This window comes from Pseudomonas sp. GM80, assembly GCF_000282515.1.
Taxonomy (GTDB): domain Bacteria; phylum Pseudomonadota; class Gammaproteobacteria; order Pseudomonadales; family Pseudomonadaceae; genus Aquipseudomonas.
Window position 1 is genome coordinate 1 of the sequence record NZ_AKJD01000194.1, and the last position, 16075, is coordinate 16075.

A 16075-nucleotide genomic window follows, 5' to 3' on the forward strand; every position below is an offset into this window, starting at 1 on the left:
ATTCGACTTGCCAGCGATGAGGTCGGCACAGGCGCCATTGATGTGACTGGAAGGACGCCATCGCTGGCAAGCCAGCTCCCACAGGGGCTGTGGTTGGTAGCGAGATAGGTGAGATGAATGCAAATCTCATGCAGGAGTGAGCCTGCTCGCGATCGGGACAACTCGGTTTCGGACGGTGAGGCGGATGACGCCATCGCGAGCAGGGATCGCGTCGTTTGGCTGGAATGCGTAGGGGAGGGTGGTATGAACAGGATCATCAACATCATCGGGATTTGCACGCTGGCCATGGCCGGGGCGTTGCTGACGCTGAGTGAAATTGCGTTGGCGCAAACCGGCGCGGGTCAGACGCTGAACCGTGACGGTGTGGCGGTGGATTTCGATCTCAAGCCACTGGCCGCCGACGGCAAACTGCGTGAAGGCGAGTTCGCCGATGTGCAGTTCCGCATCCGCGACAGCGCATCCGGTCAGCCGCTGTCCGGCGTGGCACCCGGTGCCTGGGTCGATCCGCAAACCCTCGCTGCCGATAAGGCCCAGGGCCGTGACCAGAGCTGCAAAGCCCGGGTCGGCGTGTTCCTCAAGTCCAACATCGGCGCGCGGCCGTTGCTCGACCTCAACAGCTATTTCCTGCTGGTGATGAACCGCGACGCGAGCATCGCCGTGGTCGATCCATCAGTGTCCGTAGGCGGCATCACCAGCACCCTCGCGCGGATCGAACTCAAGCAACCGCCGATGGATTGGGTCACGCCCAAAGACAACAAACGCGTATTCGTCTCGATGCCGACAGCCGGTGAAGTGGCAGTGATCGACAGTGAACAATTCAAAGTCATCGACTCGATCAGCGCCGGCAGCCAACCGTTTCGCGTCGCCCTGCAACCGGACGAACGCCTGCTCTGGGTCGGCAACAACGCGAGCAAAACCGAAGACTCCGGCGTCACCGTGATCGACGCCCAAAGCCTCAAATCCCTCAAACATTTACAGACCGGACGCGGCCACCACGAAATCACCTTCAGCAAAGACAGCCGCTTCGCCTTCGTCAGCAACCGCGACGACGGCACCGTCAGCGTGGTCGACGTTGCCAGCCTGAACATCGTCCAGCAGATCAAAACCGGCTCCCATCCTCTGTCAGTCGCCTACTCGGCGCTGTCCGGCGCGGTCTACGTGGCCGATGGCAAGGACGGCACCGTCACCGTGATCGACGCCGACACCCACGCCATTCGCCGGGTGATCAAACTGCAACAAGGCCTCGGCCCGATGGGCTTCAGCGCCGACGGCCGCTTCGGCGTGGTGCTCAACACCGTGGAAAACCGCGCCACCATCATCGACGCCGCCACTAACAGCGCCATCCATGATCTGGACGTCAGCGCCGAACCCTACCAAGTGGTGTTCACCCAGGCCTATGCCTACATCCGCGGGCTCGCCTCGCCAAAAGTCACCATGATCAACCTGTCCTCGCTCGGCGAAGGTCGCCAGCCGATCAGCCAGGGTTTCGAAGCCGGCCCGCAAGCACCGCGCCTGGCCGGGAATTTGCCGCTGGCCTCCAGCCTCGCCGTATCGCGCGATGACAACGCGGTGTTCGTGGTTAACCCGGTGGACAACACCACCTACTTCTACGCCGAAGGCATGAACGCGCCGATGTCCGGTTACCCCAACCGTGGCCAGATCGCGCGTGCCGCCATGGTCATCGATCGCAGTCTGCGCGAAGTCTCGCCGGGCCTGTACAGCGCACGGGTGAAACTGCCGCTAGCGGGGCGTTTCGACGTGGCGTTCCTGCTCAATCAACCGAACATCATTCACTGCTTTACCGCGCAGATTGATAGCGACGGCAAACAGCCAAAACACCTCGGCCAGCCGAAAGTCGAGTTCCTCCTCGACAAGACTGCCGTAGCGCTCAACGACCCCTACGTCGTGCGCTTCCGCATCGTTCAGGGCAAAGACAAAAGCCAACGCAGCGGCGTCAAAGACGTGCAACTGCGCTACTACCTCGCGCCCACCTCGCACCCGCGTGAAGTGGCGGCGCTGGAAGTTGCCGACGGCGTGTACGAAGCACCGATCACCCTCGACCGCAGCGGCGCCTGGTACCTGCATGTGCGCGCGGCATCGCTGGGCGCCGCTTTCGATGACAAGACCTTTGCCAGTGTTCGGGTAGCCCCCGGCCAGGCCCGTTGAAGAGGAGTTTCGACATGAACCGATTTGCATCCACTGGCCTGCTGACCCTGTGCCTGTTGAGCCTCGGCGTTCAACACGCCAACGCCCATTCGGCGGACGAACACGCCGGGCACAAAGCCCCCGCCAGCAGCACTCAAGAACATACCCAGGTGAAATTCGCCAACGTGCCGCTGCTCGACCAGAACGGCAAAACCGTGCGCCTCGAACAAGACCTGGTACAGGGCAAAATCGTCGTCATGAGCTTCATCTACACCAGTTGCACCACGGTCTGCCCGGTGGTCTCGTCGATCATGGGCAAGGTGCAGAAACAGCTCGGCGCGCGGGTCGGCGAGGAAGTGCAACTGGTGTCGATCAGCATCGACCCACAGCGCGACGACCCGAAACGCCTGCAGGATTATGCCCGTACCTTCCAGCGCGGGCCGGGCTGGAGTTGGCTGACCGGCTCGCCGCAATCGATCAATGAAACCCTCAAGGGCCTCGGCAGTTTCAGCGGTGACCTGAAGAGTCATCAACCGCTGATCCTCGTCGGCGACGGCGACAGCCGCCACTGGATGCGCTACTACGGCTTCACCGACCCGGCGTTGCTGGCCAAGGAAGTGGAAAAACTCAGCGGCCTGCGCACCCACGCCAAACACACCGCCATCGCCATGGAGCAACAGCCATGAGACTGCTCGACTGGATCTCCCTGACCATATGTTTCTGGATCTTCAGTACCGTCGCGTTTGCTCACGAAGGCCATGTCCCCGAAGCCCCGACAACGGTTGCCGCTGCACCGGCCAAAGGCACCCATGACGCGCAAACCTGGTTCACCGACACGCCGTTGCAGGATCAGAACGGCGAGACGTTGCGCTTCTACAGCGACGCGCTGCAAAACCGCATCGTTCTGCTCAACGTGATCTTCACCAGTTGCAACGATGCCTGCCCGCTGATCACGCAAAAGCTCAAGGAAGTCCGCGAGCTGTTGGGCGACAAGGCGCCGGACATCACCTTCATTTCCCTTACCAGTGACCCGCTGCGCGACACGCCGGCGGTGCTCAAGGCTTACACCTTGAAGCAGGGTTCCGATGACCCTCATTGGCTTTTTCTCACCGGCGACAAGGCGCAGATGGATCTGGTGCTGAGTCGCATCGGCCAGATCGTGCCGACGCCCGAGCAGCACTCGACGCAGTTGATCGTCGGCGATGTCGCCAACAAACGCTGGAGCAAAATTCGCCCCGACGCCCCGGCCGCCGCCATTGCCCAGCGCTTGCAGTTGCTGACAATGCCCGTGGCCGGTCGCTGAGCCCGCGCCATGAACCGCTGCGGCGTACTCGCCCTGATCCTGCTCGCTGGCCTCAGCCTTGGCGCGGGTGCTGCGCCGCTGACCCCGGAAGAGGCGGCGGGCAAGCGCCTGTACCGTCAGGGCTTGTCGGCCAGTGGCGAGGCGATCATGGCGCGGGTCGGTGCGGCAGATGTGTTGCTGCCGGCGACCAGCCTGCCGTGCGCGAACTGTCACGGCGCCGACGGCCTCGGTCGGCCCGAAGGCGGCTTACGTCCGCCGCCGCTGAACTGGGCACGACTGACCAGCACCTACGGCCAGCAGCAGGTCAACGGCCGCAGTTATCCGGCCTACACAGAAAACACGCTGGCGACGGTGATTCAGCAGGGCCGCGATCCCGGCCACAATCGTCTCGACCCGAGCATGCCGCGCTTTGTGCTGTCGATGAAGGATCAGCGCAACCTCACCGCCTATCTCAAACGCCTGGCCGATGAGCGTGATCCCGGCCTTGAGGCGCAAACCTTGCACCTCGGCACCTTGCTGCCCAGCCAAGGGCCGTTGGCCGAGGAGGGCATGACCGTGGCAGCGGTGCTCAATGGCAGTGTTGCGCGGATCAATCAGGCCGGAGGCATACACGGCCGGCAACTGCGCCTGACGGTGATCGATCCCGGCCCGGATCGCGCCAGCGCCGAGCAAGCCCTGCAGCAGTTGATCGAGCAAGAACAAGTGTTCGCATTGATCGCGCCGCTGGCGCCGGCCCTCGACAGCGAACTGGGAATGCGTCTGGAACAGGCCGGTGTGCCGCTCATCGGCGCGCTGTCGTTGCTCGGCTCGATGCAGGCCAGTCCGCAGATTTTCGAGCCGTTGCCGGGCCTGCGCGAGCAACTGATCGCCTTGGCCGACTACGCCACGGCCAGCCTGCGCGTGCTGCAAGGGCCGACGCTGATTGCCTATCCGGACGACCCGTTGCAGGCGCAAGCGGCCACCACCCTCGCTGGATACTTGCAGGAACACGGCTGGCAGAAAGTCCATCTGCAAGCCTACGACCCGGCGGCGGAGGCGCTGCCGTTGGGCTCGCGCTCGGTGTTTTATCTGGGCAATGGTGGCGGTTTCGGGCGTCTGGCAACGAGGCTGCAAAGCGCCGGGCAAGTGCCGTATCTGTTCGCCGCTTCGAGCCAGGTTGCGGGTGAGTTGCTGCAAGTGCCGGAGGGATTTTCCCGGCGGGTGTTTCTTGCTTATCCATTCGTGCCCAGCGACTGGACCCAAACCGGGCGCATGGCCCTGACGCTGCTGCGCGAAGGTCAGGGCCTTGGCGCCCAGCACGCGGTGCTGCAAGTCGGCGCCTACGCCTCGATGCTGCTGCTCAGCGAAGGCATGAAACAGGCCGGCCGCGACGCCAGCCGCGAGAAACTGGTGGCGGCGCTGGAAGGCCTGCATGACTTCGACACCGGCCTGACCCCGCGCCTGAGTTTCGGCCCCGGCCGACGCCTGGGCTTGAGCGGCGCCCATGTGGTCACCGTGGATTTGCCCGATCAGCGTTTCTATCTGGTCGCGCCCTATAAACCGATTGTTGCCAGCCCCTGAACGGAGGGCCCGATCATGAAACGCACAACGCTGATCTTGCTGCTGAGCTGTTGGCTGCCACTGGCGTGGGCCAACAACGAAGCGGCCGTGGCGCGGGTCAACGGCGAGGAAATCTCCGGGTTTCGTTTCGAGCGCTTCTTCGCCGAATACCTGGAAGATCAGGGCCGCGCCGTGGCGAGCATTCGCAATCCAAAAGCTTACAAACAGCTGCGCCAAACAGCGCTGCAAACGCTGATCGACAAGGAGCTGCTGTGGCAAGAGTCGCAGAAACGCGGGGTGCAGATCGACCCGCACAGGGTGCTTCAGCAGGTTGAGCAAACCCGCAGCGCCATCGGCGGCACGGACAAATTCCTCCGCCGCTTGCAGGACGCCGGTTTCGACGAGGCTTCCTTCACCGAGTACACCCGCCGCGAACTGGCGGCGCAGCAGGTGTTCGCCGAGTTGATCCGGGCGAACACTTTGCAACCTCGGCATCAACTGATCCGCGTACCCGCGCACGCCGATGCCGCCACAGATGCTGCGGCGCGTCTACGCTTGATGCAAATGCGCGCCTCGATAGTCGACGGCGCAACGTTTGCCAGCCAACCGCTACGTTCACCGTTCGGCTGGCACCTGATTTATTTGCCGAACCTCTTGGAGGCCGCCGATGTCCCAGATTTGCAGGGGCTGGATACAGTCAGGGCACAGCTCGCCCGACAGCAACAGACCCAGGCTCGTCGTCAGGTGCTCGCGCAATTACGGGTGCAGAACAGGATCGAACGAATTGACGACGATTGAAGGTTCCCCCCCAATAGTGGGGAATGGCTTCGATGCCCATTCAGGTGCTTCCCCGTTTCTGGGGAACGGGGTACCGGGACGAGCGGGCATTGTCATTAATTTCAAGGACATGAAGAGATAAAATTACCGGCACTCAGCCTGGCATGAAGTGTGCGTTACCACGTGTAAGGCGCACTCTCAGGGCGGGGTCATCGGACCTGCTGTTTCAAGGAGTCGACCTTGGTTAACAAAGTACTGGTTGTCGAAGACGAACAGCTGCTTGCACAAAACCTTCAGGATTATCTGTCGGCGCAGGGGCTGGACGTCCGGATTGCACATGACGGAGCGACGGCGATCGGCCTGGCCGAAACCTTTGCCCCCGACGTGCTGGTGTTCGATTACCGCTTGCCCGATATGGAAGGCTTTGAGGTGCTCGACGCAGTCCGCCAGAACAGGACGTGCCATTTTGTGCTGATAACGGGTCACCCGACCGCTGAAGTCTGTGAGCGGGCGCGGCAACTGGGGGTCAGCCACATCCTGTTCAAACCGTTTCCATTGGCGGAACTGGCCCGAGCGGTCTGCGACCTTCTTGGCATCAAGCGTGAAGCGAAACCCGGTGCGAGCCCTTCCGAGGGCTTTGTCGAACGACGCCAGAGCAGGACCGAGAGCTTCCCGTTGCAGTTGTACGATGGCAGTTGGGTGTTGGCGGATCGGCGACGACAGTTGCACGCCATGGCACCGGACGACGATCAAATGCTCACCGGGGAGTAATGGCGCGAACAGACGTTCCGGCACTTGCCGCCAAGGTTTGCCGCGCCGACAGGGCTCTGAGCCCCGGTTGGAGAGCAAGCCATGGAACGTCTGTCCGTTGTCGTCGAACCGCTGTTGGCCGAAAGCGCCCCCGCGCGCTTTTCCAGTGAACAGCTTGCCCAGGCCCGGGCGCGGGCCGCCACCTCTGGCGAACGCGTGCTTGAAGCCCTCGGCGTACTCTGTGAACTGGCGCCGATGCCGTTCATTCACACCCTCGGCGCCACCCTGCATTACCCGGTGCTCGACACCGACAGCCTGTTTCAAGCGACGCCGGTGTTTGACCGGGTCACCCTCGCACAATGCCTGAAACGTGAATTCATCCTGCTGCGCCACAACGACGAAGTCATCGGTGTGTTTGCCGACCCCTTCGACCCGGCGCGGCTGGCCTGGATCGACGACTGCCTGCACGGCGCGCCGCTGCATCTGGTCCACGCCGATGACCTCAAGGCCTATCTGGCCCGCCACGAAGAAAGCTTCCACGCCGTCGAATCGCTCAACGCCCAAGGCGACACCCACCACGAGATCGACACCCTGCAAAGCCTGTCGCTGACCAGCATCAGCGAAGATGCCAGCAGCGTGGTGAAACTGGTCAACTCGACCCTCTACGACGCGCTGAAAATGCACGCCAGCGACATCCACCTCGGCACCACCGGCAACGGTCTGGTGATCAAGTACCGCATTGACGGCGTGCTCAACAACATCAGCAAAGTCCAGGGGACGGAGTTCTCCGAGCAGGTGATCTCGCGGGTCAAGGTCATGGCCGAACTGGACATCGGCGAGAAACGCGTGCCGCAGGACGGTCGCTTCAAAATCGGCATCAGTGGCCGTCAGATCGACTTTCGCGTGTCGATCATGCCGAGCATCTTCGGCGAAGACGCGGTGCTGCGGGTACTCGACAAACAGGATCTGGCCGATAAGGTCTGCGGCGTGCAATTGCAGGCGCTGGGCTTTGAAGATGAAACCCTGCGCCAGTTGCGCCGCCTCGCCGCCGAACCCTACGGCATGGTGCTGGTCACCGGCCCGACCGGCAGCGGCAAGACCACCACGCTGTACGCGATGATCACCGAGATCAACCACGGCGTGGACAAGATCATCACCATCGAAGACCCGGTCGAATATCAGTTGCCGGGGGTGCTGCAAATCCCGGTCAACGAGAAAAAAGGCCTGACCTTCGCCCGCGGCTTGCGCTCAATACTGCGCCACGACCCGGACAAGATCATGGTCGGCGAAATCCGTGACCCGGACACCGCACAGATCGCCGTGCAATCGGCGCTCACTGGTCACCTGGTGTTCACCACCATCCACGCCAACAACGTCTTCGACGTGATTGGTCGCTTCACCCAAATGGAAATCGACCCGTACAGCCTGGTCTCGGCGCTCAACGCGATTCTCGCCCAGCGCCTGATCCGGCTGGTGTGCGCCAGTTGCAGCGCGCCGGTCAATCCGAGCGATGAAGAGCTGCGCGCCTCCGGCCTCGATCCGCAGAAAGTCGACCATTACCACTTCGTTCACGGCAAGGGCTGCGGCCATTGCCGGGGCAGCGGTTATCGCGGGCGCACGGCGATTGCCGAGTTGCTGCACCTCGACGACGAGCTGCGCCAGATGATCGTCGAGCGCCAACCGATCAAACAAATCAAAGCCCTGGCCTGCGCCCGTGGTTTGCGCCTGCTGCGTGAATCGGCGCTGGAGCTGGTGGAACAAGGTCGCACCACGCTGGAGGAGATCAACCGTGTCACATTTATCTCGTGAGCGTTTTGTCGCCGTGCTCGGCGCCAGCGGTGTTGGCTTGGGGCAGCGGCGTGGCAGCGACACCCTGTGGCTGGGCAGCGTCGGTTACATCGACGAAGGCTTCCAGAGCTACGCGGTGGCGCTGGACACCCTCGATCGCCTGCTCGGTGAACACGCCCGCGCCGGTGCCGAATTGAGCGTGATTATCTCCGGGCACTTCAGCCGCTTCTGCCTGGTGCCGTGGAGCGCGCAGATCAGCAGCCCGGAAGAACTGCGTGGTTTCGCCCAACTGTGTTTCGAAGACCTGTTCGGTGCACCAACCCAGCCGTGGAGTCTGGTGTTGTCCGCCGAACCAGCCGGTTACGACCGCATCGCCAGCGCTTTGCCGCAAGACTTGCTTGAACGCTTGCGGGTGCTGGTCAGCGGTCGCGGTTTGCGCCTGCGCTCGGTGCAGCCGTACCTGATGGCGGCGTTCAACCGCTTCGACAAAAGCCTCGATGCCGGCGACTTCCTGTTCGTCGTCGCCGAGCCGCAACGCAGTGTGTTGTTGCTGGCGAGGGAAGGGCGCTGGGCTGGCGTGCGTTCGGTGGGCGGCAGTGACAGTGATGTGGCACTCAGCGCATTGATCGGTCGCGAACGGCAGCTGCAAGCCTCGACCAGCGAACGCGCCTTCAACGTTTATCTGCATGCGCCGGCGCGCCTCGATGCGCATCCGGACGTGGCGGGTGTGCAGTTGCGCACCCTTGAAGACGCCTCGATGACTGTGCGTGACGGCTTGTACGTCATGTCCCGGGCGGTGGCTTGACATGCGCGCCCTTAACCTCGATTTTCAGCCGCGTCCACGTTCCGGCCCGTTGGGTTGGAGTTTGCTCGGCGGCGGAGTGCTGCTGGCGCTGCTGTGCTTTGGCGTGCAACAGCACCTCGACGCGCACACCGAACAGCAACAGGGCCACCTGCAAACCACTCAGCGCCAGCTCACCGGCGACAACGGCGCCAAGTCCACCCTGAGCCCGGCGGAAACCCGCGAGCAGGCACAAAACCTCGCCGAGATGCGCAAGGTCTCGCAGCAACTGCGCCGGCCGTGGGAACGCCTGTTCGCCATGCTCGAAGCGATGCCGCGCGATGACGTCGCACTGCTCAGCCTGACCCCGGATGCGCGCAAAGGCCAGGTCCGCATCAGCGCTGAAGCGCGGGATCTGCAAGCGATGCTCGACTTCCACAAACGTCTGGAAGCCAGCGACGAGCTGTCCGACGTCTCGCTGTTGAGCCACGAGATCGTCGTCAAATCGCCGGAACAACCGGTGCAATTCAACCTGTCGGCGACTTGGGAGATGGGCGATGCGAATCCCTAGACTGATCGTCCACGAATACCTGCAAGGCCTCGGCATTCCAGGCCTGGCCGGGCTGGCGCTGCTGCTGGTCGCCGTGGCTTGGGCACTCGGTGGCTTGCTGCCGGGCTGGCAATCGTTGCAGCACCTCAGCCAGCAGACTCAGGAAGCCACCGCGTACCTGGCCAAGGTTGAAGACGGCAGCATCGCGCCGCCGGTGGTGCCGCAACGTCAGCTCGACGACTTCCGCAACAAACTGCCGGCGCAGCCGCAAGCCACCGTCGCCATCGACCGCATCTACGCCCTCGCAGCGCAAGAGCACATCACTCTGGCGCGTGGCGAATATGCCCTCGGCGTCGACCCGAAAACCCATCTGGCGCGCTATCAGATCCTTCTGCCAGTGCGCGGCAGCTACCCGCAACTGCGCCGCTTTGTGCACGCCTTGCTCGGCCAGTTGCCAGCGGTGGTGGTGGAAGACCTCGAGTTGCAACGCAAGAAAATTGGCGACACCGACCTCAATGGCCGGATCCGTATGACCCTTTACCTGTCGAGGTCGTGATGAATACCAAGCGCGTGACAGGTTGGTTGGCGTTCTTCGGCGTAGCGGCCGCGCTGGCGTGGTTGCCGGCGTATTTCTCGCCAAGCGAAGACGTCGATTCCAATGAAGTGGCCGTCGCCACACCGGGGAAAACCCGTGGTGCGCTGCCAGCCAGCAGTGCCAAGGCCAAAGACGCGCCGATCAAGGACCTGAGCCCGGCCGGCGATCTGTTCGCCGCCAAGAGCTGGAAGGCCGCGCCAACCCTGGCCACGGTCACCGAAATTGCCGTCAATCCCGCAACAGTGGTGCAAGCCCCGAGCCTGCCACCGGTGCCGTTTCAGTTCGTCGGCAGGCTGCACGACCGCAGTGACCTGCAAGTGTTTTTGCAGAACGGCGAAAAAATCTACGTCGTGCGCAACGGGGATGTGATCGACGACACCTGGAAGATCACCGGCATTTCCGATGTGGAATTGAGCCTGGTCTACCTGCCTTTGCATTTGTCGCAGACCCTGTCTGTGGGGAGTACGCAATGAACCGTTCCCGTTTGCTGATGAGCCTGGGCCTGTGTGCCGGGCTGGCCGCGTGCAGTTCTGCACAAGTGGCCAACAAGGAAGCCGCCGACCTGATTGAGCAGGGTCAGTACGAGGCGGGCCTGGCCCGTATCGAGGAAGGTCTGCGTGAAAATCCTCGCGACACCGAATTGCACTTGCTGCTCAACAGCGGCCGAGCCAAAGCGATCACCGCACTGCTGACTTCCGGCGACACCGATCGCTCGCGTCGCGACTTCGCCTCGGCACGTATCGCTTACGCACGAGTGCTGACCATCGAGCCGAACAACCGCCGCGCTCAGGATGCCCTGAAGCAGATGGATTACCTGCGCAGCATGGACGAAAAACTCGAGCTGGCCCGTGGCGACCTGCGTCGCGGCGATATTTATGGCGCCGATCGTCAGGTCAAACAGATCCTCGAACTCGACCCGAACAACGACGGTGCGCTGGAGCTGCAAGGCAACATTCGTCTGGTGCAGAGCCGCAACGTGATTGCCTATCCGCAACTGCGCACCAAGCTTGATCGCCCGGTAACCCTGGAATTTCGCGACGCCAACCTCAAGACCATTTTCGAAGTGCTGTCGCAGGTCGCTGGTCTGAATTTTATCTTCGACAAAGACCTGCGCCCGGACATGAAAGCGACGATCTTTGTGCGTGACGTGCGCATCGAAGACGCCGTGACCCTGCTGCTGCAACAGAACCAGTTGCACCAGAAAGTGGTGAACGAAAACACCTTGCTGATCTACCCGGATTCGCCGCAGAAAGTGAAGGATTACCAGGAACTGGTGATGCGCACTTTCTACCTGACCAGCATCGACGCCAACACCGCGCTGAACATGGTGAAAACCATGCTCAAGACCCGCGACGTGTTCGTCGACGAACGCCTCAATACCCTGACCATGCGCGACACCGAAGACGCCGTGCGCATGGCCGAGAAACTCCTGCAATCGCAAGACCAGTCCAACCCGGAAGTGGTGCTCGAAGTGGAAGTGATGGAAGTCGCCACCCAGCGCATTCTCGACCTTGGCCTGCAATGGCCGAGCACCTTCGGCGTGGTCAACTCCGATGGTTCGCCGGTGACGCTGTTGGGCCAACTCAAGGGCATCAACTCTGACCGCATCTCCATTGGCCCGTCGCCGCAAGCCAAGATCAACGCGCAGGACAACGACATCAACACCCTCGCCAGCCCGGTGATTCGCGTCAGCAACCGCGAGCAGGCGCGCATTCACATCGGTCAGCGCGTGCCGATCATCAGCGCCACCTCGGTGCCGTCGACGCAGGGCCCGGTGATCACTGAAAGCGTGACCTATCTGGATGTCGGTCTGAAGCTCGAAGTGACGCCCACCGTGCACCTGAACAACGAAGTGGCGATCAAGATCGCGCTGGAAGTGAGTAACGCCACGCCGCTGGAACCGACCCGCCAAGGCACGATCCCGGTGCAGGTCGATACCCGCAACGCGCAAACCTCGCTGCGTTTGCACGACGGCGAAACGCAGATCCTCGCCGGACTGGTGCGCAACGATCACGGTGCTACCGGCAACAAGATTCCGGGCCTCGGCGACATTCCCGGGCTGGGCCGCTTGTTCGGCAGCAACAAAGACACCATCGGCAAATCCGAACTGGTGCTGTCGATCACCCCACGGATCGTGCGCAACCTGCCGTATCAGAGCCCGTCGGACATGGAGTTCTCCACCGGCACCGAAACCAGCATGCACATCCAGGCACCGGATCGTTCGCAGAGCTACGTGATGCCGTCACCGGCCGCGCAGCCGCGTGCCGTCGGTGAATCGGCCGTGGCCACCACCCGCGTCACCGTCGAGAAGCCTTGATCATGAACGCCTCCCAACGCGGTTTCACCCTGATCGAAGTCGTGGTGACGCTGGCCCTGATCGGCCTGTTGGCGAGCATGGCCGCGCCACTGACCGAGACCCTGGTGCGGCGTGGCAAGGAGCAGGAATTGCGCAATGCGCTGTACCAGATTCGCGATGGTATCGACGCCTACAAACGTGCCTTCGATGCCGGTTACATCGAGAAGTCGCTGAACAGCAGCGGCTACCCGCCGAACCTGAAAGTGCTGGTCGAAGGCGTGCGCGATGTGCGCAGCGCGAAGGGCGCCAAGTTCTACTTTTTACGCCGCATCCCGCGCGATCCGCTGGTGACGGCCAAACGTGATGACGAAGGGGGTTGGGGCGTGCGCGCCTACAACAGTTCGGCTCAGAACCCGCGCGATGGCGAGGACGTGTTCGACGTCTATTCCCACGCCCGTGGCAAGGGCCTCAACGGCATCGCCTATCGCGAGTGGTGAACCTCATGCGTCGGGAAAAAGGTTTTACCTTGCTGGAGCTGATGGTGGTAATGGCGATCATCGCCACGCTGATGACCATCGCGCTGCCGCGCTACTTCAACAGCCTCGAAGCGTCGAAGGAAATCACGCTGCGCCAGAGCCTGTCGGCGATGCGTGAGGCGCTGGATCATTTCTACGGGGATACCGGTCGTTATCCGGATTCCATTGAGCAACTGATCGAGCAACGTTACCTGCGCAATGCGCCTCTCGATCCGATCACCGAACGCAAAGACCAGTGGGTGCTGATCGCGCCACCGGACGGTGTGGCTGGCGGCGTGGCCGACATCAAAAGCGGTGCTACCGGGAGGGCGCGTGATGGCAGCCAGTATTCCGAGTGGTAACCGTGCGCAGCAGGGTGGTTTCACTTACCTGGGCGTGCTGTTCCTGATTGTGGTGATGGGCATGGGCCTGGCCAGTGCCGGCGAGTTGTGGTCGACCGCTTCACGCCGCGACCGCGAGCGTCAGTTGCTCTGGGTCGGCACCCAATACGCACAGGCGCTGCGCAGCTACTACCGCAGCTCGCCGGGGCTGGCGCAGTACCCGAAAGAGCTTGAAGACCTGCTCGACGATCAGCGTTTTCCTGAGGCTAAGCATCACTTGCGTCAGCTCTATCCGGATCCGATCGGTCAGGGTGAATGGGCGCTGCAACGCGGTTTTGACGGACGCATCACCGGCCTCAACAGCCCGTCGACCGAGCTGCCTTTGAAGCAGGCGGACTTCCCGACGCAGTGGTCGGATTTCGATGGCATGCAGCGTTATTCCGATTGGCAGTTCGTCGCTGAAAAAGCCTTCCTCGAAGGCACCAATGGCCCGGCCAAAGGCCAGTCGAATTTGCCGCAGGCGTTGCAGCCATGACTCGCCAATGGTGGTGCGCGCTGATCCTTACCGCTGTGGCGTGCTGCGCCAGCGCCGGTGAAGAAGACGAAATGATGGGCTTCATCGTCGACGACACGATCTCGCACATCGGCCACGACTTTTATTACTCGTTCAGTGAACGCTTGCGCGACACCAGCCCGATGGATTTCAACCTGGTGGTGCGCGAGCGGCCCGACGCGCGCTGGGGCAGCCTGGTGACCGTGGAATATCAGCAACGCCTGGTTTATCGGCGCTTCCTGCCGCCGAACACCGTGGAACTGAAGGACGAGGCCTACGCGGCCGCTGACTGGGTTCGACGCCAGGTTGTCCAGCGCAAGCTGGAGGCTCTGTTGCAGGACACCACCGACCTTGAGAAGGACGAACTATGAACAGCAAAACGTTCTCACGGCGCAGCGGATTGTGGATCTCGGGGTTGTTGATCGGGCTCGCCAGCGCTGCCGCTGTCCAGGCCACTGAACTGGTCTACACGCCGGTCAACCCGTCGTTCGGCGGCAACCCGCTCAACGGCACCTGGTTGCTCAACAACGCGCAGGCGCAAAACGATCACGACGATCCGGATTTGAAAAGCCGTTCGACCGTGGCCGGCACCTCGGCGCTGGAGCGCTTCACCAGTCAATTGCAATCGCGGCTGCTAGGGCAGTTGCTGGACAACATCTCCACCGGCAACACGGGGAGCCTGTCCACCGACTCTTTTATCGTCAACGTCATCGACGACTCCGGGGCACTGAGCATTGAAGTGACCGATCGAGCGACCGGTGAGGTTTCGGAAATTCAGGTGAACGGCCTCAACCCATGACGGGCTGACGGTTCCGGGGAGAACGGACATGAAAAAGATCATCGCGTTAGGGCTGCTGTTGGCGACATTACAAGGGTGCAGTCTGCGTGAGCCGATGTCGGCCGAGCAGGACACCGAAACCCCGACCCTGACCCCCAGGGCCTCGACTTATTACGACTTGCTGAAAATGCCGCGACCCAAGGGCCGGTTGATGGCGGTGGTGTACGGCTTCCGTGACCAGACCGGGCAGTACAAGCCGACGCCGGCGAGTTCGTTTTCCACCAGCGTGACCCAGGGCGCGGCGTCGATGTTGATGGACGCGATGCAGGCCAGTGGCTGGTTTGTGGTGCTGGAACGGGAAGGGCTGCAGAACCTGTTGACCGAGCGGAAGATCATCCGCGCGTCGCAGAAGAAGCCAAATACGCCGGTGAATATTCAGGGTGAGCTGCCACCGTTGCAGGCGGCGAACATGATGCTCGAGGGCGGGATCATCGCGTATGACACCAATGTGCGTAGCGGTGGGGAAGGGGCGCGGTATTTGGGGATTGATCTGCAGCGTGAGTATCGGGTGGATCAGGTGACGGTGAATTTGCGTGCGGTGGATGTGCGTAGCGGGCAGGTGTTGGCGAATGTGATGACCAGCAAGACGATTTATTCGGTGGCGCGCAGTGCGGGGATTTTCAAGTTTATCGAGTTCAAGAAGTTGCTTGAGGCTGAGGTTGGGTATACGACGAATGAGCCGGCGCAGTTGTGTGTGTTGTCGGCGATTGAGGCGGCGGTGGGGCATATGGTGGCGCAGGGGATTGAGCGGCATTTGTGGCAGGTGGCGGGGGACGCTTCTGTGCCTGGGCAGGATGATGTTCTGAATAGGTATTTGACCCAGAACAAGATTGATCCGGATGCCGAGTGAGGTGTTTGCTGTTGAGCTTGGCGGCCTGACAGCCGACCAGGCTCTCTCGGTCGAAACCGGTTCAAACCTGTAGGAGTGAGCCTGCTCGCGATAGCTATTTCTCAGACACAGTCGCTATTGCGGATGTACCCAAATCCTTGTGGGAGCTGGCTTGCCAGCGATGGCGGCCTTACAGCCGACCAATCTCTGGCAGATGTACCCAGTTCCAATTGTGGGAGCGAGCTTGCTCGCGAAGGCTTTCTGTCAGGCGGTAGGGTTCTTTCTGATTGAGTACATATCCATTCCTGCGGCAACGGCTGCTTAGGGTTTCGCCCTGACGGCGACTCACTTTTTTTACAAACGCCTAAAAAAAGTAAGCAAAAAAACGCTTGCTCCTACGTGCGGCCCGCTCGCTAAAGCTCGGGGTTCCTTCGCTCCGGGATCGATCCGGGCGCAGCGCCTACGGTTTGCTTCG

The 16075-nt window shown here is 62.0% G+C and carries 18 protein-coding genes; all 18 read left to right on the forward strand.

The window, feature by feature from the left end; genetic code table 11:
* The first annotated feature begins 243 nt into the window (after positions 1-243).
* The gene (locus PMI37_RS25640) at positions 244-2166 is read left to right on the forward strand and encodes a YncE family protein (RefSeq protein WP_008086636.1); all 1923 of its coding nucleotides are present in this window, start codon (positions 244-246) and stop codon (positions 2164-2166) included.
* A gap of 14 nt (positions 2167-2180) precedes the next feature.
* Positions 2181-2831 carry an SCO family protein gene (locus PMI37_RS25645; RefSeq protein ID WP_008086638.1) on the forward strand — a complete coding sequence of 217 codons (651 nt, stop codon included), beginning with the start codon at positions 2181-2183 and terminating at the stop codon, positions 2829-2831.
* Positions 2828-3448, forward strand: coding sequence for an SCO family protein (locus PMI37_RS25650; RefSeq protein WP_008086641.1), 621 nt, complete (start codon positions 2828-2830; stop codon positions 3446-3448). The genes PMI37_RS25645 and PMI37_RS25650 overlap by 4 nt, the downstream gene beginning before the upstream one ends.
* A gap of 9 nt (positions 3449-3457) precedes the next feature.
* Positions 3458-5008: a cytochrome c/ABC transporter substrate-binding protein gene (locus tag PMI37_RS25655; RefSeq protein ID WP_008086643.1), complete on the forward strand. Its 1551-nt coding sequence runs from the start codon at positions 3458-3460 to the stop codon at positions 5006-5008.
* Between the two features lie 15 nt (positions 5009-5023).
* The gene (locus PMI37_RS25660) at positions 5024-5785 is read left to right on the forward strand and encodes a SurA N-terminal domain-containing protein (protein ID WP_008086644.1); all 762 of its coding nucleotides are present in this window, start codon (positions 5024-5026) and stop codon (positions 5783-5785) included.
* Between the two features lie 219 nt (positions 5786-6004).
* Complete coding sequence (locus PMI37_RS25665) at positions 6005-6535, forward strand: response regulator (protein WP_008086646.1); 531 nt, start codon at positions 6005-6007, stop codon at positions 6533-6535.
* An 81-nt stretch (positions 6536-6616) separates the two neighbouring features.
* Positions 6617-8323 (forward strand): GspE/PulE family protein, encoded by a 1707-nt coding sequence (locus PMI37_RS25670; protein ID WP_008086648.1) that lies wholly within the window; start codon positions 6617-6619, stop codon positions 8321-8323.
* Positions 8304-9107, forward strand: coding sequence for a hypothetical protein (locus PMI37_RS25675; protein WP_008086650.1), 804 nt, complete (start codon positions 8304-8306; stop codon positions 9105-9107). The genes PMI37_RS25670 and PMI37_RS25675 overlap by 20 nt, the downstream gene beginning before the upstream one ends.
* Position 9108: 1 nt before the next feature.
* Positions 9109-9654 carry a PilN domain-containing protein gene (locus PMI37_RS25680; protein ID WP_008086652.1) on the forward strand — a complete coding sequence of 182 codons (546 nt, stop codon included), beginning with the start codon at positions 9109-9111 and terminating at the stop codon, positions 9652-9654.
* Entirely contained in the window at positions 9641-10189 is a 549-nt protein-coding gene (locus PMI37_RS25685; protein ID WP_008086654.1) for a GspMb/PilO family protein, read from the forward strand. Before PMI37_RS25680 ends, PMI37_RS25685 begins: the two co-directional genes overlap by 14 nt.
* Positions 10189-10701, forward strand: a complete 513-nt coding sequence (locus PMI37_RS25690; RefSeq protein WP_008086655.1) for a hypothetical protein — start codon at positions 10189-10191, stop codon at positions 10699-10701. Before PMI37_RS25685 ends, PMI37_RS25690 begins: the two co-directional genes overlap by 1 nt.
* Positions 10698-12545 carry a secretin N-terminal domain-containing protein gene (locus PMI37_RS25695; RefSeq protein ID WP_008086656.1) on the forward strand — a complete coding sequence of 616 codons (1848 nt, stop codon included), beginning with the start codon at positions 10698-10700 and terminating at the stop codon, positions 12543-12545. Before PMI37_RS25690 ends, PMI37_RS25695 begins: the two co-directional genes overlap by 4 nt.
* A gap of 2 nt (positions 12546-12547) precedes the next feature.
* Positions 12548-13021, forward strand: a complete 474-nt coding sequence (locus PMI37_RS25700) for a type II secretion system protein (RefSeq protein WP_008086657.1) — start codon at positions 12548-12550, stop codon at positions 13019-13021.
* Between the two features lie 5 nt (positions 13022-13026).
* Positions 13027-13401 (forward strand): type II secretion system protein, encoded by a 375-nt coding sequence (locus PMI37_RS25705; RefSeq protein WP_008086658.1) that lies wholly within the window; start codon positions 13027-13029, stop codon positions 13399-13401.
* Entirely contained in the window at positions 13376-13915 is a 540-nt protein-coding gene (locus PMI37_RS25710; protein WP_008086659.1) for a type II secretion system protein, read from the forward strand. The genes PMI37_RS25705 and PMI37_RS25710 overlap by 26 nt, the downstream gene beginning before the upstream one ends.
* Positions 13912-14304: a curli production assembly/transport protein CsgE gene (gene csgE / locus PMI37_RS25715; RefSeq protein WP_008086660.1), complete on the forward strand. Its 393-nt coding sequence runs from the start codon at positions 13912-13914 to the stop codon at positions 14302-14304. The genes PMI37_RS25710 and csgE overlap by 4 nt, the downstream gene beginning before the upstream one ends.
* Positions 14301-14732, forward strand: coding sequence for a curli assembly protein CsgF (locus PMI37_RS25720; protein WP_008086662.1), 432 nt, complete (start codon positions 14301-14303; stop codon positions 14730-14732). The genes csgE and PMI37_RS25720 overlap by 4 nt, the downstream gene beginning before the upstream one ends.
* 28 nt (positions 14733-14760) lie before the next feature.
* A complete protein-coding gene (locus PMI37_RS25725) occupies positions 14761-15621 on the forward strand; it encodes a CsgG/HfaB family protein (protein ID WP_008086664.1) in 861 nt (286 codons plus the stop codon).
* Positions 15622-16075: the final 454 nt, after the last annotated feature.